The organism is Agromyces sp. NDB4Y10, assembly GCF_001620055.1.
Taxonomy (GTDB): Bacteria; Actinomycetota; Actinomycetes; order Actinomycetales; family Microbacteriaceae; genus Agromyces; species Agromyces indicus.
On sequence record NZ_LQGY01000022.1, the window covers coordinates 65,528 to 84,010 of the forward strand.

The 18,483-nt window shown below is 70.1% G+C and carries 18 protein-coding genes and 1 pseudogene; 14 read left to right on the forward strand and 5 right to left on the reverse strand.

The window, feature by feature from the left end; genetic code table 11:
* Positions 1 to 108: 108 nt before the first annotated feature.
* The 5 genes from AVP42_RS05550 to AVP42_RS05570 are packed head-to-tail and all read left to right on the forward strand — an operon-like array spanning position 109 to position 5,512.
* Positions 109 to 1,716: an ATP-dependent DNA helicase RecQ gene (locus AVP42_RS05550; RefSeq protein WP_067946928.1), complete on the forward strand. Its 1,608-nt coding sequence runs from the start codon at positions 109 to 111 to the stop codon at positions 1,714 to 1,716.
* A gap of 58 nt (positions 1,717 to 1,774) precedes the next feature.
* On the forward strand, positions 1,775 to 2,218 hold the full coding sequence (locus AVP42_RS05555; RefSeq protein WP_067946930.1) for a helix-turn-helix transcriptional regulator: 444 nt from the start codon (positions 1,775 to 1,777) through the stop codon (positions 2,216 to 2,218).
* Between the two features lie 10 nt (positions 2,219 to 2,228).
* Positions 2,229 to 2,639 carry a VOC family protein gene (locus AVP42_RS05560; RefSeq protein ID WP_067946932.1) on the forward strand — a complete coding sequence of 137 codons (411 nt, stop codon included), beginning with the start codon at positions 2,229 to 2,231 and terminating at the stop codon, positions 2,637 to 2,639.
* A gap of 2 nt (positions 2,640 to 2,641) precedes the next feature.
* Positions 2,642 to 5,026 carry an excinuclease ABC subunit UvrA gene (locus AVP42_RS05565; RefSeq protein ID WP_082847026.1) on the forward strand — a complete coding sequence of 795 codons (2,385 nt, stop codon included), beginning with the start codon at positions 2,642 to 2,644 and terminating at the stop codon, positions 5,024 to 5,026.
* Between the two features lie 48 nt (positions 5,027 to 5,074).
* The gene (locus AVP42_RS05570) at positions 5,075 to 5,512 is read left to right on the forward strand and encodes an iron chaperone (protein WP_067946934.1); all 438 of its coding nucleotides are present in this window, start codon (positions 5,075 to 5,077) and stop codon (positions 5,510 to 5,512) included.
* 182 nt (positions 5,513 to 5,694) lie between these two features.
* Here the strand turns inward: AVP42_RS05570 and AVP42_RS05575 are convergent, their stop codons facing one another.
* Positions 5,695 to 6,030: a hypothetical protein gene (locus AVP42_RS05575; protein ID WP_067946936.1), complete on the reverse strand. Its 336-nt coding sequence runs from the start codon at positions 6,028 to 6,030 to the stop codon at positions 5,695 to 5,697.
* 86 nt (positions 6,031 to 6,116) lie between these two features.
* Between AVP42_RS05575 and AVP42_RS05580 the strand changes: the two genes are divergently transcribed.
* Complete coding sequence (locus AVP42_RS05580) at positions 6,117 to 6,761, forward strand: MerR family transcriptional regulator (RefSeq protein ID WP_231878551.1); 645 nt, start codon at positions 6,117 to 6,119, stop codon at positions 6,759 to 6,761.
* A complete protein-coding gene (locus AVP42_RS05585; protein ID WP_197466965.1) occupies positions 6,758 to 7,768 on the forward strand; it encodes a hypothetical protein in 1,011 nt (336 codons plus the stop codon). The genes AVP42_RS05580 and AVP42_RS05585 overlap by 4 nt, the downstream gene beginning before the upstream one ends.
* A gap of 41 nt (positions 7,769 to 7,809) precedes the next feature.
* On the opposite strand, the gene dhaM is transcribed toward AVP42_RS05585, so the two are convergent.
* The 3 genes from dhaM to dhaK are packed head-to-tail and all read right to left on the reverse strand — an operon-like array spanning position 7,810 to position 10,184.
* The gene (gene dhaM, locus AVP42_RS05590; RefSeq protein WP_067946938.1) at positions 7,810 to 8,532 is read right to left on the reverse strand and encodes a dihydroxyacetone kinase phosphoryl donor subunit DhaM; all 723 of its coding nucleotides are present in this window, start codon (positions 8,530 to 8,532) and stop codon (positions 7,810 to 7,812) included.
* Complete coding sequence (gene dhaL, locus AVP42_RS05595; RefSeq protein WP_067946940.1) at positions 8,525 to 9,172, reverse strand: dihydroxyacetone kinase subunit DhaL; 648 nt, start codon at positions 9,170 to 9,172, stop codon at positions 8,525 to 8,527. Before dhaL ends, dhaM begins: the two co-directional genes overlap by 8 nt.
* A 10-nt stretch (positions 9,173 to 9,182) precedes the next feature.
* Entirely contained in the window at positions 9,183 to 10,184 is a 1,002-nt protein-coding gene (dhaK, locus tag AVP42_RS05600) for a dihydroxyacetone kinase subunit DhaK (protein ID WP_067946942.1), read from the reverse strand.
* 270 nt (positions 10,185 to 10,454) lie between these two features.
* On the opposite strand from dhaK, the gene AVP42_RS05605 reads away from it, so the two are divergent.
* Positions 10,455 to 11,180 (forward strand): MIP/aquaporin family protein, encoded by a 726-nt coding sequence (locus AVP42_RS05605; RefSeq protein WP_067947003.1) that lies wholly within the window; start codon positions 10,455 to 10,457, stop codon positions 11,178 to 11,180.
* 116 nt (positions 11,181 to 11,296) lie between these two features.
* Complete coding sequence (glpK, locus tag AVP42_RS05610; protein ID WP_067946944.1) at positions 11,297 to 12,811, forward strand: glycerol kinase GlpK; 1,515 nt, start codon at positions 11,297 to 11,299, stop codon at positions 12,809 to 12,811.
* 62 nt (positions 12,812 to 12,873) lie between these two features.
* On the opposite strand, the gene trpD is transcribed toward glpK, so the two are convergent.
* Positions 12,874 to 13,926, reverse strand: a complete 1,053-nt coding sequence (gene trpD, locus AVP42_RS05615; protein WP_067946946.1) for an anthranilate phosphoribosyltransferase — start codon at positions 13,924 to 13,926, stop codon at positions 12,874 to 12,876.
* A gap of 138 nt (positions 13,927 to 14,064) precedes the next feature.
* On the opposite strand from trpD, the gene AVP42_RS05620 reads away from it, so the two are divergent.
* The 5 genes and pseudogenes from AVP42_RS05620 to AVP42_RS17055 all read left to right on the forward strand — a co-directional run.
* The gene (locus tag AVP42_RS05620) at positions 14,065 to 14,694 is read left to right on the forward strand and encodes a heme-copper oxidase subunit III (protein WP_067946948.1); all 630 of its coding nucleotides are present in this window, start codon (positions 14,065 to 14,067) and stop codon (positions 14,692 to 14,694) included.
* 52 nt (positions 14,695 to 14,746) lie between these two features.
* The gene (locus AVP42_RS05625) at positions 14,747 to 15,538 is read left to right on the forward strand and encodes a c-type cytochrome (protein ID WP_067946950.1); all 792 of its coding nucleotides are present in this window, start codon (positions 14,747 to 14,749) and stop codon (positions 15,536 to 15,538) included.
* Between the two features lie 30 nt (positions 15,539 to 15,568).
* The gene (locus AVP42_RS05630) at positions 15,569 to 16,645 is read left to right on the forward strand and encodes a ubiquinol-cytochrome c reductase iron-sulfur subunit (RefSeq protein ID WP_067946952.1); all 1,077 of its coding nucleotides are present in this window, start codon (positions 15,569 to 15,571) and stop codon (positions 16,643 to 16,645) included.
* Positions 16,642 to 18,249: a cytochrome bc complex cytochrome b subunit gene (locus tag AVP42_RS05635; RefSeq protein ID WP_067946955.1), complete on the forward strand. Its 1,608-nt coding sequence runs from the start codon at positions 16,642 to 16,644 to the stop codon at positions 18,247 to 18,249. The genes AVP42_RS05630 and AVP42_RS05635 overlap by 4 nt, the downstream gene beginning before the upstream one ends.
* 32 nt (positions 18,250 to 18,281) lie before the next feature.
* Positions 18,282 to 18,404, forward strand: a pseudogene (locus AVP42_RS17055) (putative RNA methyltransferase); the annotation flags it as partial.
* Positions 18,405 to 18,483 lie beyond the last annotated feature (79 nt).

Below are 18,483 nucleotides of genomic sequence, written 5' to 3' on the forward strand. Positions count from 1 at the left end.
CATTCTCGCACTCGGCCCGTCGGCGCAAGCCCCCGGCGCGGACTCGCCGCCTCGACCAGACTGGAACGCTCGTGAGGAAGGGGTCGCGTGGGCCGGACGAGGGACAGGATGCGTCGGATCGCCGAGGAGCGGTTCGGCTGGACGACGCTGAAGCCGGGGCAGGAGGAGGCGATCGAGGAGCTCGTCGGCGGCCGCGACGTGCTGGTCGTGATGCCGACCGGCTACGGCAAGTCGGCGGTCTACCAGGTCGCCGCCCACCTGCTCGACGGGCCCACCGTGGTGATCTCCCCGCTCATCGCGTTGCAGGCCGACCAGGTGCGGCACCTCGATCGCGCCGGCGGCGAAGGCACCGCGGTCGCCGTGAACTCGGCGCACAGCGACGGGGCGAATGCGCGCGCCTGGGAATCCGTCGCGGCCGGCGACGCCGAGTTCGTCTTCCTCGCGCCGGAGCAGCTCGCCCGGCAGGAGGTCGTCGACGAGCTCGCCGCGCTCGACGTCGGGCTCGTCGTGGTGGACGAGGCCCATTGCGTGTCCTCCTGGGGCCACGACTTCCGGCCGGACTACCTCCGGCTCGGTGCCGCGATCGACGCGCTGGGGCGGCCCCCCGTGGTCGCCCTGACCGCGACGGGCTCGGCGCCGGTCCGCGATGAGATCGTCGAGCGCCTGGGCCTGCGTGCTCCCCGGGTGCTGGTCGGCGGGTTCGATCGGCCGAACATCCGCCTCTCCGTCGTGCGACACGAGGATGCGGACGCGAAGCGACGCGCGGTCGTCGAGACCACCCTCGACGCGGCGAAGCCCGGGCTCGTGTACGTGGCCACGCGGGCGGACACCGAGCGATTCGCCGAGGAGCTGCTGCAGTCGGGGCTCCGGGCGGCGGCGTACCACGGCGGCCTCGGGGCGCGCGCGAGGCGCGACGTGCACGAGGCCTTCCTCGCCGGCGAGCTGGACGTCGTCGTGGCGACGAGCGCGTTCGGCATGGGCGTCGACAAGCCCGACGTCCGGTTCGTCGTCCACGGCGACATCACCGAGTCGCTCGACGCCTACGTCCAGGAGGTCGGCCGGAGCGGTCGTGACGGCCGGCCAGCGTCGGCGACCCTGCACTACCGCGCCGAGGACCTGGGCCTGCGGGCCTTCTTCGCCTCGGGTCGACCGAAGGCCGAGCGCGTCCGCGCGGTGGCGGCGGCCTTGGCCGCGGCCGACGGCCGGCGCACGGCGAGGACGCTCGCGGACGAGCTGGACCTGCCCACCCGGTCGGTCACGATGATCCTGAATCTCCTCGTCGAAGCGGATGCCGCGACCTCGGACGATCAGGGCTTCACCCTGCGCGGACCCGTCGACCCGGGCCACGCGGTCGACGTCGTCGACGAGGCCGTCGATCGCCGCCGGCGCGTGGACGAATCGCGCCGCGCGATGGTCCGCCGCTACGCGGAGACCAGCCGGTGCCGGCGGGCGTTCGTCGTCGAGTACTTCGGCGCCGAGGTGCCGGAACCGTGCGGGAACTGCGACACCTGCGATCGCGGGTCCGCCTTCGAGGAGGCCGAGCCGGAGGTCGCGGGGGAGTACCGGCTCGACCAGTCCGTCCGGCACCGGGAGTGGGGCGACGGCCGTGTCATGAGCGTCGAGTCGGACCGCCTCACCGTGTTCTTCGAGGAGGAGGGCTACCGCGTGCTCTCGCTCGAGGCCGTGCGCGAGGGGGACCTGCTCACCGCGTCCTGATCGGGGATCCGAGCGTGCTGCTGGACACGGTCCGGGGCGAGGTGGCAGCATCGCGCTCGTGACCACCAGTCCGACCGAGGAGCAGCGCCTGCGAGACCTCGCACGACTCCGGCGCGTGCGCGACCGGATGGACCGCGACTACGCGCAGCCGCTCGACGTCGACGCCCTGGCGCGATCGGTGGGGATGTCGGCCGGGCACCTGAGCCGGGAATTCCGGCGCGCGTACGGCGAGTCGCCGTACTCCTACCTCATGACCCGGCGGATCGAGCGCGCGATGGCGCTCCTGCAGCGCGGCGACCTCAGCGTGACCGACGTCTGCTTCGCCGTCGGGTGCTCGTCGCTGGGCACGTTCAGCACGCGCTTCACGGAGCTCGTCGGGGTGCCGCCGAGCACCTACCGGCGCACCGCCGAGCATCCGCTGGAGGGCGTACCGAGCGTGGTGGCCAAGCGCGTCGTGAGACCGGTCAGGAATCGAGAAGCCGCGCGAGCGGCACGGAAGTAGCGTGGCCCGCATGGACATCACGATTCAGTACACCTTCCTCCCGCACAGCGACCCGGACGCCTCACTGGCGTTCTATCGCGACGTCCTCGGCTTCGAGGTGCGCAACGACGTCGGCTACGACGGCATGCGGTGGATCACCGTCGGGCCCGCCGGGCAGCCGGGCACGTCGGTCGTGCTGCACCCGCCGGCCGCCGACCCCGGAGTCACCGAGGACGAGCGCCGGACGATCGCCGAGATGATGGCCAAGGGCACCTACGCGAGCATCGTCCTGGCGACGACCGACGTCGACGGCGTGTTCGAGCAGGTCCAGGCCAGCGGCGCCGAGGTCGCGCAGGAACCCATCGACCAGCCGTACGGGGTGCGCGACTGCGCGTTCCGCGACCCCGCCGGCAACATGGTCCGCATCCAGGAGCCCAGCTGAACATGACCACGGCGTCGACCGACCGCGCGGCATCCGCCATGCACCCTGCCGACCGGCACGACCTGATCCGCGTCAGGGGGGCGCGGGAGAACAACCTGAAGGACGTCGACGTCGAGATCCCGAAGCGCCGGCTCACGGTCTTCACGGGCGTGTCCGGGTCGGGCAAGAGCTCGCTGGTCTTCGACACCATCGCGGCCGAGTCGCAGCGCATGATCAACGAGACGTACAGCGCGTTCGTGCAGGGGTTCATGCCCAGCCTGGCCCGCCCCGACGTCGACGTGCTCGACGGCCTCACCACGGCGATCCTCGTCGATCAGGAGCGAATGGGGGCGAACGCCCGCTCCACCGTCGGCACCGTCACCGATGCGAACGCGATGCTGCGGATCCTGTTCAGCCGGCTCGGGCGGCCGCACCTCGGGTCGCCGCAGGCGTTCTCGTTCAACATCCCGACGGTGCGGGGGAGCGGCTCCATCAGCGTCGACCGCGGCGACGGGAAGTCGGTGACCGCCGAGTTCAGCCAGCTCGGCGGCATGTGCCCGCGGTGCGAGGGGATGGGCACGGTGTCCGACATCGACGTGACGCAGCTGTACGACGACCGGAAATCGCTTGCCGAAGGTGCCCTGACCGTGCCGGGCTACAACGTCGACGGCTGGATGGTGCGGATCTTCAGCGAGTCCGGCTTCCTCGACCCCGACAAGCCGATCCGCGACTACACCGAGACCGAGCTCCACGATTTCCTCCACAAGGAGCCGACCAAGGTCCGCCTGCAGTCGATGAACATGACGTACGAGGGACTGATCCCGAAGATCCAGAAGTCCTTCCTGTCGAAGGATCGCGATGCGATGCAGCCGCACATCCGCGCGTTCGTCGAGCGCGCCGTCACCTTCACGCCGTGCCCGGGGTGCGGCGGAACGCGCCTGAACGAAGGCGCTCGGTCCTCGAAGATCCGCGGCCTGAGCATCGCCGACGCCTGCGCCATGCAGATCAGCGACCTCGCCGAGTGGGTCCGCGCCATCGACGAGCCGTCCGTGGCCCCGTTGCTGGCGAGCCTGGGCCAGATCCTCGACTCGTTCGTCGAGATCGGCCTGGGCTACCTCGCGCTGGAGCGCCCGTCGGGCACGCTCTCCGGTGGCGAGGCGCAGCGCACGAAGATGATCCGGCACCTCGGCTCGTCGTTGACGGATGTCACGTACGTGTTCGACGAGCCCACGGTGGGCCTGCACCCGCACGACATCCAGCGCATGAACCGCCTGCTCGTGCAACTGCGCGACAAGGGGAACACGGTACTCGTCGTCGAGCACAAGCCGGAGGCGATCGCCATCGCCGACCACGTCGTCGACCTCGGGCCGGGCGCGGGGTCGGCCGGCGGCGAGGTCGTCTTCGAGGGCACCGTGGACGGGCTGCGGGGGAGTGGCACCCTCACCGGTCGCCACCTCGACGACCGGGCGCGGCTGAAGACCTCCACGCGGACCGCGACCGGCGCGCTCGAGGTCCGCGGTGCGAGCGAGAACAACCTGCGCGACGTGGACGTCGACATCCCGCTGGGCGTGCTGACGGTGGTCACGGGCGTGGCCGGTTCGGGCAAGAGCTCGCTCATCCACGGTTCCGTCGCCGGGCGCGAGGGCGTGGTCTCGATCGACCAGGGTGCGATCCGGGGCTCGCGCAGGAGCAACCCGGCGACCTACACCGGCCTCCTCGAGCCGATCCGCAAGGCGTTCGCGAAGGCGAACGGCGTGAAGCCGGCGCTGTTCAGCGCGAACTCCGAGGGCGCATGCCCGAACTGCAACGGCGCCGGCGTGGTGTACACCGACCTCGGTCCGATGGCGAGCGTGGCGAGCACGTGCGAGGTCTGCGAGGGACGCCGCTTCGACGCGTCGGTCCTCGACTACCGGCTCGGCGGACGCGACATCAGCCAGGTGCTCGAGATGCCCGTCGCCGAGGCCGAGGCATTCTTCGGGGCCGGCGCGGCGCGCCTCCCGGCCGCGCACGCGATCCTGCAGCGGCTGGTGGACGTGGGCCTCGGCTACGTCGCCGTGGGCCAACCCCTCACGACGCTCTCGGGCGGCGAGCGGCAGCGCCTCAAGCTCGCGTCGCACATGGGGGAGCAGGGCCAGGTATACGCGCTCGACGAGCCCACCACGGGGCTGCACCTCGCCGATGTGGAGCAGTTGCTCGGGCTCCTCGATCGACTGGTCGACTCCGGCCGGTCGGTGATCGTCATCGAGCACCACCAGGCGGTCATGGCCCATGCCGACTGGATCATCGACCTCGGGCCCGGCGCCGGACACGACGGCGGTCGGGTCGTCTTCGAGGGCACCCCGGCCGACCTCGTCGCCGCCCGTTCGACCCTGACCGGCCAGCACCTGGCCGACTACGTCGGCGCCTGACCGGCGTTCCCACGCCCTGATCCGAACCACGAACCGAAAGGAGCCGCCATGGCTGCGACGAAGAAGGCCGCCCGCGACGAGGAGGTCGAGGGCTTCACCGCCGAGGAGCGCGCCGCGATGAAGGAGCGAGCGCGAGAGGTCCGCGGGAAGAAGAAGGACGGCACGGCGGACCTGCTCGAGAAGATCTCCGAGATGGGCGACGCCGACCGAGCGATCGCCGAGCGGCTGCACGCGCTCATCACCGAGGCGGCGCCCGAGCTCGCGCCGAAGACGTGGTACGGCATGCCGGCCTACGCGAAGGACGGCAAGGTGCTCTGCTTCTTCCAGGCGGCCGGCAAGTTCGACTCGCGATACGCGACGTTCGGATTCAACGACATCGCGAACCTCGACGACGGCGAGATGTGGCCGACGACGTTCGCGTTGACGGAGCTCACGCCGCGCGGCGAACAGACGATCGTCGAACTCGTGAAGAAGGCGGTCCGCTGAGGTCGGACACGCCCCGACGGCGGCACGGCGTTGCGACGTCGTGCCGCCCCATCACAACTGAGTCCGTGTCGCCGATAATGTGCATTATGTCCGATCGAATGGCACACGACTCCCCGCCCCATCGTGACCACGGCCGGAACCGCTGAAGCCGCTTCACGATGGAGCGGGTGCACGATGCAGTGCTATCCGCGCTTCTCCGCGCGCCGTCGCATCCTCGCCAGGCGCTCGTCACTCGCCGGCATGCCGAATTCGTTGAGTGGACCGCTGGCCGCCGGCTCGGGCAGGCGTTCGTCGGTCGGGCATTCGAGCAGCACGTTCGACGTGGACTCGTCGATGTAGTGCTCGAACATCGGGTGTCCGCAGATCGGACACGGCTTCTCCCCCGACGGACCGCTGTCCGCGGGCTCTTCCTGGGCCACCTTGGGCGACTCGAACGCCGGGCTCATGATCCGGTCCACCCGGTCGAAGAACCTCGTGAAGGCGTTGCGAGTGTCTGGGCCCGCTTCGTCGCGTGCCATGCCGTGATGGTACTCCCGCAATCGGCGTCGCGGCGAGATCCACTATAGACAGTACAACTATCGATAGTTAGAGTATCCATATGCGGATGTCGGAGCTCAGCCGGATCACCGAGACCCCCGTCCCCACGGTCAAGTACTACCTGCGCGAGGGGCTCCTGCCGCCCGGCCGGCGTACGAGCCCCAACCAGGCGCAGTACGACGATGAGCACGTCCGTCGCATCCGTCTGATCCGAGCGCTGCTCGGACCCGGCGGGCTCGACGTCGCCACCGCGCGCGAGGTGATCGCCGCGATCGACTCCGACCTGCCGCTCCCCCACGTCTTCGGCGTGGCCCAGCGCGCGGCATCCGTTCGCGTCGACGATCGGGCGGTCGACGCCGCGGCGCTCGAGCGGGTCGACGCCCTGCTCGACGGCTTCGCGATCCACCCCGAGAACCCCGGACGCATCGCCGCGGCCGCCGTGCTCGAAGCCTTCGACGCGGTCGACCAGCGGAACGCCGACGACTGGTCGCGGCGCTACGTCGAGGCCGCGCTCATCGTCGCGGAGGCCGACCTCGACACGGTCGAGCGGCGCGTCACGCGCGACGAGAAGGCCGAGACCGTCGTCGTGGGCACGGCGCTCGGCGACGCGCTGTTCGCGGCGTTCCGCCGTGCGGCCCAGGAGCACGTCTCCACCACCAGGTACGAGCCCGAGCGTGCCGACGAGATCCGACGCGCGAGGAGCACGCCATGACCATCCGGACCATCTCCACGGAAGCCCCGACCCCCACGCCGGACCGGCCGGCACCCGGCGGCGCGACGGGCGCCCGGACCTGGCATCGTCCGCTGCTCGTCCTGACCGCCGCCATGGTCGCGCTCGCCGTCGCGAGCGTCGTCGGGCTCCTGGTCGACGAACGGACGTTGCTCGGCCAGCCGATCTGGGCGAAGCCCCTGAAGTTCGCCCTGTCCATCGCCATCTACGCGGTCACGCTCGCCTGGCTCATCACCCTGACCCGTGGCCGGTTGCGACGCGTGTCCTGGTGGGCGGGGACCGTGAGCGCGGTCGCGCTCGTCATCGAGATGGTCGTCATCGTCGGCGCCGTCGTCGCGGGCACCACCAGTCACTTCAACGTGTCGACGCCGCTGGCGTCCGTGCTCTGGTCGGTGATGGCGGTCTCCATCGTGGTTGTCTGGATCGCTACCCTCGTCGTCGCGTTCGCACTGTTCCGCGCGCCGCTCGGCGATCCGGCACGCAGCCTCGCCATCCGCGCCGGGTCGATCCTGGCCCTCGCCGGCATGGCCCTCGCGTTCCTCATGACGAGCCCGACGGCAGCCCAGCTCGCGGATTTCCGCGGCATCGCCGGGGCGCACTCGGTGGGCGTCGCCGACGGCGGGCCCGGTATCCCGGTGCTCGGATGGAGCACGGTGGCCGGCGACCTCCGCATCCCGCACTTCGTCGGCATGCATGCGCTGCAGGCGCTGGTGCTCTTCGTGATGGCGCTCGAGTGGGCGGCGAGGCGTGTCGCGGTGCTCGCCGACGTGCGCGTGCGGTTCGGCCTCGTCGCCATCGCCACGGTCCTCGCGGCGGCGACCACGGCGATCGTCACGGTGCAGGCCCTCATGGGCGAGTCGATCGTCGCGCCGAGCGCCGCGATCGCGGGCACGACGGCCGTCCTGTGGTCCGGCGCCGCCGTCGCGGCGACCCTGGTGGTCCTGCGCGGCATCCGTCGCCGAGGCCTGAGCGCTGCCGTCGACGAGTGAGGCGAACGGATGCCGCGACCGGGCCGGTCGCGGCATCCGTCTCAATGCTCGCCGAAGCCCGACTCGGCGAGGGCGACGATCGCGTCCACCGCTGCGGCGCCCTCCGGGTCGTCGGAGGCGATCTCGACCTCGGCGCCCTTGGTCAGGCCGAGACCCATGATCGAGAGCAGGCTCTTCGCGTCGATGCCGTTGACGGTCACGCGCTGCGGGAACGAGCTCGCGAGCTTGACGAGTTCCGCCGCGGGACGGGCGTGGAGCCCGTCGGCGTTGGTCAGCGTCACCCGCCGGCTGATGCGGGTCGCCTCGCCCCGGTCGGCAGCGGGCTCCTCCCCCGCGGTCGCACCGGCTTCGGCGCCGGTCCCTCCCGGGCCGCCGGCGGACTCGGCGGCTCGGACCACCGCATCGAGCGCGTCGCCCGACTCGGCGGCGACGGATGCCGCGACGCCACCCTCGACGAGCGGCGCGGAGGCGATCCGGACCCGCGCCCGCTGGTCGTCGTCGAGGAACTCCAGTGCCGTCTCGGCGGTCATGATGGCCGAGCCGAGGTCGCAGAGCACCACGGCGCCGGCGCCGGCGTCCGCGGCCGAGATGGCCGCCGTCACCTTGTCGAAGCTCGTGCCGATCCGTCCGTCGTCGGTGCCGCCCGCCGCCTCGAGCCGCACCGTGGGCGCCATCTGGCGCGCGAGCTCGACGAGTCCCTCGGCGAGGCGCTCCGAGTGCGAGACGAAGACCACGCCGACGCGGCCGGCCGCGGGCTCAGGCACTGGTCCCGTTCGAGGCCGCCGCCGCACCGGCGGCGAGGAGGTAGGCCGTCGACTGCGCACCGGGATCCCGGTGCCCCGCCGAACGTTCGCCGAGGTAGCTGGCCCGGCCCTTGCGCGCCACGAGGGGTTCCGTGGCGACGGCGCCCTCCGCTGCGGCATCCGCTGCCGCCTGCAGGGTCGTCGCGGCGCTCGCACCCGATTCGGCGGCACCGCGCGCCGCCTCGACCGCGGGCGACCAGGCGTCGACCATGGTCTTGTCGCCGGGCTCGGCCTTGCCCCGGAGCACGATGCCGTCGCGCCCCGCCTCGAGCATGCGGACGACCGCGTCCGCATCGAGCGAGACCTCGCCGCCGACCGCGCCCGACGCCTTGAGGTAGGCGGTGCCGTAGAGCGGGCCCGCGGCGCCGCCCACCGTGGAGATCAGCGTCGTTGCGAGGAGCTTGAGGACGTCGGACGGCGTCGAGCCGGCCGGGAGGTCGTCGAGCTTCGGCAGCACGGCCTGGAACCCCCGGTCCATGTTCTCACCGTGGTCGCCGTCGCCGATCTCGCGGTCGAGGTTGATGAGCTCCACTCGGTGCTCCGACATGGACTCGGCGCTGCGTCGGACCCAGTCGACCGCCCAGGTGATGTCCAGTCCCACCCCGCGCCTCCTAGCGGCCCCACCGCAGTGCGGCGGTGTGCACGGGCGCGTCCCAGAGTTCGATCATCTCGTCGTCGAGCTTCAGCAGCGTGATCGAGAACCCCTGCATCTCCAGTGAGGTGATGTAGTTGCCGACCAGCGAACGCTCGATGCGGATGCCTCGTTCCTCGAGCACCTCGGCCGCGCGGCGGTACGCGAGATAGAGCTCGACCTGCGGCGTCCCGCCCATGCCGTTGACGAAGAGGAGGACCCGGTCGCCCGAGGAGAAGGGCAGGTCCTCGATCACGGGCGTGATGAGGCGGTCGACGAGCGAGTCGGCCGGCTCGATCTTGATGCGCTCGCGTCCCGGCTCGCCGTGGATGCCGATGCCGATCTCCACCTCGTCCTCGGCGAGGGTGAAGCTGGGCTCGCCGGCGTGCGGCACCGTGCAGGGCGTGAGCGCCATGCCCATCGAGCGGGCGTTCGCGTTCACGCGCTCGGCGATCTCGGCGACCTGGTCGAGCGAGTCCCCGCGCTCCGCGGCCGCGCCGGCGATCTTCTCGACGAGCACGGTGCCGGCGACGCCGCGCCGACCGGCGGTGTAGAGCGAGTCCTTCACCGCGACGTCGTCGTTGGTCACCACGGCGCGGACCTCGATGCCGTCGGCGGCCGCGAGGTCGGCGGCCGTCTCGAAGTTCAGGACGTCGCCCGTGTAGTTCTTCACGATGTGGAGGACGCCCTTGCCGCCGTCGACCGCCTTGGTCGCGTTGAGGATCGGGTCGGGCGTCGGCGAGGTGAACACCGCGCCCGGCACCGCGGCGTCGAGCATGCCGTGGCCGACATATCCCGCGTGGAGCGGCTCGTGGCCGCTGCCTCCGCCCGAGACGATGCCGACCTTGCCCTGCACGGGTGCGTCGGCGCGCACCACGTGGATCGGGTCGGTCGCGACCGTGACCAGGTCGGCGTGCGCGAGCGCGAATCCGGCGACGGACTCGTCGACGACGCGCTTCGGGTCGTTGATGATCTTCTTCACGAAGCGTCCCTTTCCCCTCGGCTGCGCACGCCGGGGCCCCTCGCCCGTCGGCGCCGACGCAGCACTCCCCCGTCAAGCTACCCCTGCCGACACCACGGGTGAAAGGGCTTCGGCGGAAAAGCCGGAAGCCCTTCCCCGCTTGTCCGGCGCGCGGGTAGGGTGGGCGCAGATCCGCCCCTGGGCGCGGCCCATCGGGGCACGGCGAAAGGATGGAAGGTCAACGTGGACAATCTCGGTGTGTTGTTCCTCGCCGAACTGGTCGGCACGGCCATGCTCGTGCTCCTCGGTTGCGGTGTGGTCGCCAACGTCGCCCTGGCGAAGACGAAGGGCTTCGGCGGCGGCTTCCTGCTGGTGAACTTCGGCTGGGGCTTCGCGGTCTTCGCTGGTGTGATCGTCGCCTTCGCCTCGGGCGCGCACATCAACCCGGCGGTGACGCTCGGCCTCGTCGCGAACGGCGTGACGGAGTTCGGCAACGCTGCGGTCGGCACCACGGTCGAGGTCGGGCCGATCAGCGTGCTCACCTACATCGCCGGCCAGCTCGTCGGTGCGATCCTCGGCGCCGTGTTCTGCTGGGTCGCCTACAAGCAGCACTTCGACGACGAGCCGGAGCCCGCCGCCAAGCTCGGCGTATTCTCGACCGGCCCGGCGATCCGCTCGTACGGCTGGAACCTCGTCACGGAGATCATCGGCACGTTCGTGCTCGTGTTCGTCGTGATCGGGTTCGGCCGTAATGGCGACGCCTCCGGTCTCGCGGCCCTCGGCGCCCTGCCCGTCGCGCTGCTGGTCGTCGGCATCGGCGCCTCGCTCGGTGGTCCGACCGGGTACGCGATCAACCCGGCTCGCGACCTCGGCCCGCGCATCGCCCACGCGATCCTCCCGATCAGGGGCAAGGGCGGCTCCGACTGGGCCTACTCGTGGGTGCCGATCGTCGGCCCCATCATCGGCGGCGTCCTGGCCGGCTGGGCGGCGATCCCGCTGCTCCCGATCGAGTTCTGAGTTCGTCGAGGGGCCGGTCGGCGACCGGCCCCTCGGCGCTTCCCCGTCCGCCGAACCGGCGCGACATCCGCTTCGCCGAACGACTCCGCAACGGTACAGAGAGGTACGAATCCGACATGGCCGACTACATCCTGGCGATCGACCAGGGCACCACCAGCTCGCGCGCGATCATCTTCGACAAGAAGGGTTCGATCGTGGCCACGGGCCAGCTCGAGCACGAGCAGATCTTCCCCAAGGCCGGCTGGGTCGAGCACGACCCGATGGAGATCTGGCGGAACACCCGCGAGGTCATCGGGCAGGCGCTCGGCAAGGCCGACCTGACCCGCCACGACATCGCCGCGGTGGGCATCACCAACCAGCGCGAGACCGCCGTCGTCTGGGACAAGAACACCGGCGAGCCGGTGTACAACGCGATCGTCTGGCAGGACACGCGCACCCAGCCCATCGTCGACCGCCTCGCGGCCGACGGCGGCGTCGAGCGCTTCAAGCAGGACGTCGGGCTCCCGCTCGCGACGTACTTCTCGGGCACGAAGATCGTGTGGATCCTCGAGAACGTCGAGGGCGCGCGCGAGAAGGCCGAGGCCGGCGACCTCCTCTTCGGCACGACCGACTGCTGGGTCCTCTGGAACCTCACCGGTGGCACCGACGGCGGCGTGCACGCGACGGATGTCACCAACGCGAGCCGCACGATGTTCATGGACCTCGAGACGCTGCAGTGGCGCGATGACATCCTCGACGTGTTCGGCGTGCCGCGCTCGATGATGCCGGAGATCCGCTCCTCCTCCGAGGTGTACGGCACCGTCGAGTCGTCGAGCCTGCTCCGGGAGGTTCCCGTGGCCGGCATCCTCGGCGACCAGCAGGCGGCGACGTTCGGCCAGGCCGCGTTCGACAAGGGCGAGTCGAAGAACACCTACGGCACGGGGAACTTCCTCATCTTCAACACCGACACCGAGATCGTCCACTCGAAGAACGGGCTCCTCACCACGCTCGGGTACAAGCTGGGCGACCAGCCGGCGCACTACGCGCTGGAGGGCGCGATCGCCGTGACGGGTTCGCTCGTGCAGTGGCTGCGCGACAACCTCGGCATCATCTCGAGCGCTCCGGAGGTCGAGGAGCTCGCGAAGTCGGTGGAGGACAACGGCGGGGCGTACTTCGTGCCCGCGTTCTCCGGGCTGTTCGCGCCGTACTGGCGTCCGGACGCGCGCGGTGCCCTCGTGGGCCTCACGCGCTACGTCAACAAGGGCCACATCGCCCGGGCGGCACTCGAGGCGACGGCGTTCCAGACCCGCGAGGTCATCGACGCGATCAACGCCGACTCGGGGGTCGACCTCACGGATCTCAAGGTCGACGGCGGCATGATCGCCAACGACACCCTGATGCAGTTCCAGGCGGACATCCTCGGTGTGCCGGTCGTTCGCCCGGTCGTCGCGGAGACCACGGCGCTCGGCGCCGCCTACGCGGCGGGGCTCGCGGTCGGGTTCTGGTCGGACCTCGACGAACTCCGCGCCAACTGGCAGGAGGACCGACGCTGGGAGCCGAAGATGGACTCCGAGGAACGCGAACGCCAGCTCCGGCTGTGGAAGAAGGCCGTCACGAAGACCTTCGACTGGGTCGACGACGACGTGAACTGATCGTCCGGGGTCGACGACGGGGTCCCGCTTCGGCGGGGCCCCGTCGTGCGTCGTCGCGCGACTCAGGCCCGGGTCGCGGCGATCCAGTCCTCGAGCTTCCGCGCGGCCGCACCGCTGTCGATGGCGCCCTCGGCGACGGCCATCTTCTCGTGGAAGCGCTCCAGGATGGTCCGCTGCACCTGCGTGGGATCGTTCGCCAGCTCGTACGAGACGAGGCCGGCGGCCGCGTTGAGCACGACGATGTCGCGCACCGGCCCGCGCGCTCCGCCGAACACCTCGTGGACCACCGCCGCGTTGTGCTGGGCGTCGCCGCCCTTCAGCTGCTCGATCTCGGTTCGGGGGATGCCGAGGTCGCGCGGATCGAGGTCGTGCTCCTTGACCGTTCCGCGGGAGACCTCCCAGATGTGGCTGTGCCCGGTCGTGGTCAGTTCGTCCAGCCCGTCGTCGCCGCGGAACACCAGCGCGGTCGCGCCGCGCGTCTGGAACACGCCGACGATGAGCGGAACCCGGTCGAGCTGGGCCACGCCCACGGCGGATGCCTCGGGCCGGGCGGGGTTGCAGAGCGGGCCGAGGAAGTTGAAGACCGTCGGGATGCCGAGCTGCGATCGGACGGGGCCGGCGTGACGGAAGCCCGGGTGGAAGGCCGCGGCGAACGCGAACGTGATGCCGGCCCGATCGAGCACCTCCGCGACGCGCTGGGCGGAGAGCGACAGGTCGATGCCGAGGGCGCCGAGGACGTCGGAGGATCCCGACGCGGAGCTCGCGGCCTTGTTGCCGTGCTTGATGACCGGCACGCCGGCGGCGGCGCACACGATCGAGGCCATGGTCGAGACGTTGACGGTGCCGAACCGGTCGCCGCCCGTGCCGACGATGTCGAGAGCCATGGAGTCGGCCGGCAGCTGGACCGCGTGCTCGAGGATCGCATCGCGGAAGCCGACGATCTCGTCGACCGTCTCGCCCTTGAGGCGGAGCGCGACGAGGAACGCGGCCAGCTGCGCCTCCGTCGCGGCGCCGGTCATGACCTGCTCCATGCACCACGCCGCATCCGACACGCTGAGGTCTTCGCCCTGGAGGAGGGCGTTCAGGACGGCCGGCCAATTCTGCATCGCGGACATGGACCGATCCTATCGACGGGGATTCAAGGCGGATTCACGGGCCCGAGTCGGGCTCGTCACAGGCCCGGTGGCGCTCCCCCAACCTGAGATTCGACGCCACGTCGAAAATTGCCCCGCCGAATCAGCCATAATGGGAGGGTGACGAGCACCTCATTGACGTATCAGGCGAGCGCGCCCGTGATCAAGCGTCCGAACACCGTTGCGGTCGGCACGATCGTGTGGCTCGGAAGCGAGGTGATGTTCTTCGCGGGGCTGTTCGCGATCTACTTCACCCTTCGTTCGACCTCCCCGGAACTGTGGGAGTTCGAGGCGGGTCGCCTGAACTTCCCGTTCGCCCTGACGAACACGATCATCCTCGTGGCGTCGTCGTTCACCTGCCAGTTCGGCGTGTTCGCGGCGGAGCGCAGCCAGCCCTATCGCACGGGCTGGAAGCCGACGCAGTGGGGCATGGTCGAGTGGTTCTTCCTCACGTATGCCATGGGCGCGATCTTCGTCGCCGGCCAGGTGTGGGAGTACGCGCAGCTCGTCTCCGAGGGCATCGCCCTCGACTCCAACGCCTACGGCTCGGCGTTCTACCTGACGACCGGCTTCCACGGCCTCCATGTCACGGGTGGCCTGATCGCCTTCCTCTTCGTGATCGGCCGCACCTTCGCCGTGAAGAACTTCGGCCACCGCGAGGCCACCAGCGCGATCGTCGTGTCGTACTACTGGCACTTCGTCGACGTGGTCTGGATCGGCCTGTTCCTCGTCATCTACGTCCTCAGATAGCGCCGAGACCCGGAAGCGCCACCCCGCAATGCCCGCGAACAGGAAGAGATCAATGACCCGCTCGAAGCGACGCACAGGTCGCCGGCATCCGCTCGCCACGGCCGCGCTGCTCGCGCTCGGCCTCGTGTTCACCGGCGGCGCCTACGCCGCCTTCAGCACGACGACGGCGCAGGCCGAGCCCTCCCCCACGTCGCAGGAGACGATCGAGGAGGGCAAGAAGCTCTTCCAGGCCAACTGCGCCACCTGCCACGGCCTCGACGCGCAGGGGACCTCCGAGGGTCCGAGCCTCATCGGCGTCGGCGCGGCCTCGGTCGACTTCCAGGTCGGCACCGGCCGCATGCCCATGCAGATGCAGGGCCCGCAGGCGCAGGTGAAGCCGCCGCAGTTCACCGATGAGCAGGTCAAGCAGCTGGCGTACTACGTGGGCTCGCTCGGACCCGGTCCCGACATCCCCGCCGACAGCCTCGTCAACGGCGGCGGCGACGCCGCCAACGGCGCCGAGCTCTTCCGCATCAACTGCGCGATGTGCCACAACGTCGCGGGTGCCGGCGGTGCGCTGACCGAGGGCAAGTACGCTCCCCCGCTCACGGATGTCTCGGGCGTCCACATCTACGAGGCCATGGTCACGGGCCCGCAGAACATGCCGGTCTTCAACGACCTCAACATCACGCCCGAAGACAAGCGCGACATCATCACCTACCTGCAGTACGTGCAGGACAACCGTTCGCCCGGCGGGTTCGAGCTCGGCTCGCTCGGTCCGGTCGCGGAGGGCCTGTTCATCTGGATCTTCGGTCTCGGCGCCATCGTCGCGATCACCGTGTGGATCACGGCGAAGTCCAACTAGGGCCGACCGAAGAAGCGAAGAAGGAGAACCATGGCACAGGACGACCACAGCGGTTCTGAGATCGCCGCTGCCGACTCGTCGCACGCCGCGAACGTCCCCGCCGTGAAGACGGGCACCGCACTCATCCCCACGGACGCGTTCGAGAACCCCGGCTTCCCGCCGCACCGCCCGCGCGTGACCGACGAGGACCCGGCGAAGGAGAAGCGCGCGCAGCGCACCGTCTACACGCTCTTCTACCTGTCGATCCTCGGCAGCGTCTGGGCGATCGCCGCGTACATGCTCTTCCCGATGGAGGGCAACAACGTCGGCGACGTCCGCCTGAACAACATGTTCGTCGGCCTCGGCGCGACGCTCGCGCTCCTCGGCATCGGCTTCGGCGCCGTCCACTGGGCCAAGTCGCTCATGGCCGACGTCGAGCTCGCCGACGAGCGCCACCCGATCGGCGGCAACCCCGTTGCACGGGAGGGCGCCATCCAGGTGTTCCAGGATGCCGACCGCGAGTCCGGCTTCTCGCGCCGCTCCGTCATCCGCAACAGCCTCATCGGCGCGCTGCTCGTCTTCCCGCTGCCGGCCGTCGTCCTCTTCCGCGGACTCGCGCCGCAGGATGAGAACCCGGTCGAGCTGCTCAGCCACACCATGTGGAAGCAGGGCACCCGCCTCACGCTCGACCCCTCCGGTGTGCCGATCAAGGCGTCCGACGTCACCATCGGCAGCGCGTTCCACGTCATCCCCGAGGGTCTCGCCGAGATGCACCACGGTCGTCTCGAGGAGAAGGCCAAGGCGGCCGTCCTCCTCATGCGCCTGAACCCCGAGGAGCTCAACGAGACCGAGGAGCGTGCCTCGTGGTCCTATGACGGGATCGTCGCGTACTCCAAGATCTGCACCCACGTCGGCTGCCCTGTCGCACTGTACGAGCAGCACACGCACCACCTGCTCTGCCCGTGCCACCAGTCGCAGTTCGACGTGGCGAACCACTGCGAGGTCATCTTCGGACCGGCGGCGCGGCCCCTGCCGCAGCTGCCGATCGCGGTCGACGACGAGGGCTACCTCGTGGCGCAGAGCGACTTCACCGAACCCGTCGGCCCGAGTTTCTGGGAGCGCAATTGAGCACCGCAACCACCCAAGCGCCGCAGCGTCGCTCCGTCACCGGCGCCGCGTCGAACTACATCGACCAGCGCACCAGCCTCTCGACGTTCGTCCACGCGCTCGGCCGCAAGGCGTTCCCCGACCACTGGTCCTTCCTGCTCGGTGAGATCGCACTCTTCAGCTTCGTGGTCATCCTGATCACGGGCACGTTCCTGACGTTCTTCTTCCAGGCCTCCATGGCCGAGGTCGAGTACGAGGGCTCGTACGTGCCGCTGAAGGGCGTCGAGATGTCGGTCGCCATGGCCTCGACGCTCGACATCTCGTTCGACATCCGCGGCGGTCTCTTCGTCCGCCAGATGCACCACTGGGCGGCGCTCCTGTTCGTCGCCGCGATCGGCCTGCACATGCTGCGCGTGTTCTTCACGGGGGCGTTCCGCAAGCCGCGCGAGCTCAACTGGGTGATCGGCTTCGTGATGTTCATCCTCGCCATGGGCGAGGGCTTCACGGGGTACTCGCTTCCGGACGACCTCCTCTCGGGCAACGGCCTCCGGATCATCGACGGCATGATCAAGGGCTTCCCGCTGATCGGCACCTGGACCTCGTTCCTCCTCTTCGGCGGCGAGTTCCCGGGCACGGCGATCGTCGGGCGCCTGTACACGCTCCACATCCTGATCCTGCCGGTGATCCTGCTCGCGCTCATCGCGATCCACCTGCTGTTCGTGGTCGTGCACAAGCACACCCACTACGCCGCGCCGGGTCGCACCCAGCAGAACGCCGTGGGCCCGCCCATCCTCCCCGTGTACGCCGCGAAGGCCGGTGGCTTCTTCTTCATCGTCTTCGGCGTCCTCGCGCTGATCGCATCGCTGTTCACGATCAACCCGATCTGGAACTACGGTCCGTACGACCCGTCGCCGGTCTCCGCCGGCACGCAGCCCGACTGGTACATCGGATTCGCCGACGGCGCGCTCCGCCTCGTGCCGCCCGGCTGGGAGTTCGTGCTGTTCGAGCGCACCTGGTCGCTCAACATCCTCGTGCCGGTGGTCGTGCTCGGGCTGTTCATCCTCACCGTGCTGATCTACCCGTTCATCGAGGCGTGGGTGACCGGCGACAAGCGCGAGCACCACATCGCGGACCGCCCGCGCAACGCGCCCACCCGCACCGCCATCGGCGCGGCCGGCGTGACGTTCTACGCGGTCCTGTGGGCGGCGGCCTCGTCCGACCTCATCGCGACGCACTTCATGTTGACGATGGAGGGCGTGATCCACACGCTGCAGGCCCTGCTCATCCTCGGCCCGATCGTCGCCTACTTCGTCACCAAGCGCGTCTGCATCGCGCTGCAGAAGAAGGACCGCGAGATCGTCCTGCACGGGTACGAGTCCGGTCGCATCGTGAAGCTGCCCGGCGGCGAGTTCATCGAGGTGCACCAGCCGCTCGACGAGTACGAGCGCTGGAGGCTCGTGAGCTACGAGTCGTACCAGCCGCTCATGCTGCGCCCGAACGACCGCGGCAAGATCACCGTCGGTCAGCGCCTTCGCGCGGGCATGTCGCGGTGGTTCTTCGAGGACCGCATCACGCCGGTCACGAAGGGCGAGCTCGAGGCGTCGCACCACACCTCGCACCACTGATCCGCTCCCCCATCGCAATCGGGCACCGGGCCATGTCGATCGATTCGACCTGGCTTCGGTGCCCGAACTGCTTCCAGCCGCTGGAGTCCGTCGACGAACGCGTCCTCGGATGCGATACGGGTCACCGATTCGACCTGACGAAGCACGGGACGGTCACGCTGCTCCCGCCCCGCGCGCCGAGCCTCACCGGAGATTCGCGCGAGATGCTGGAGGCTCGTGCTGAGCTTCTCCAAT

Excerpts from the sequence above, each read along its gene's own strand:
- AVP42_RS05550 (WP_067946928.1), top strand. The coding sequence starts at position 109 with ATGCGTCGGATCGCCGAGGAGCGGTTCGGCTGGACGACGCTGAAGCCG.
- glpK (WP_067946944.1), top strand. The coding sequence starts at position 11,297 with ATGGCCGACTACATCCTGGCGATCGACCAGGGCACCACCAGCTCGCGC.
- AVP42_RS05570 (WP_067946934.1), top strand. The coding sequence starts at position 5,075 with ATGGCTGCGACGAAGAAGGCCGCCCGCGACGAGGAGGTCGAGGGCTTC.
- AVP42_RS05565 (WP_082847026.1), top strand. The coding sequence starts at position 2,642 with ATGACCACGGCGTCGACCGACCGCGCGGCATCCGCCATGCACCCTGCC.
- AVP42_RS05605 (WP_067947003.1), top strand. The coding sequence starts at position 10,455 with ATGCTCGTGCTCCTCGGTTGCGGTGTGGTCGCCAACGTCGCCCTGGCG.
- AVP42_RS05585 (WP_197466965.1), top strand. The coding sequence starts at position 6,758 with ATGACCATCCGGACCATCTCCACGGAAGCCCCGACCCCCACGCCGGAC.
- AVP42_RS05580 (WP_231878551.1), top strand. The coding sequence starts at position 6,117 with ATGTCGGAGCTCAGCCGGATCACCGAGACCCCCGTCCCCACGGTCAAG.
- AVP42_RS05625 (WP_067946950.1), top strand. The coding sequence starts at position 14,747 with ATGACCCGCTCGAAGCGACGCACAGGTCGCCGGCATCCGCTCGCCACG.
- AVP42_RS05630 (WP_067946952.1), top strand. The coding sequence starts at position 15,569 with ATGGCACAGGACGACCACAGCGGTTCTGAGATCGCCGCTGCCGACTCG.
- AVP42_RS05575 (WP_067946936.1), bottom strand. The coding sequence starts at position 6,030 with ATGGCACGCGACGAAGCGGGCCCAGACACTCGCAACGCCTTCACGAGG.
- AVP42_RS05560 (WP_067946932.1), top strand. The coding sequence starts at position 2,229 with ATGGACATCACGATTCAGTACACCTTCCTCCCGCACAGCGACCCGGAC.
- trpD (WP_067946946.1), bottom strand. The coding sequence starts at position 13,926 with ATGTCCGCGATGCAGAATTGGCCGGCCGTCCTGAACGCCCTCCTCCAG.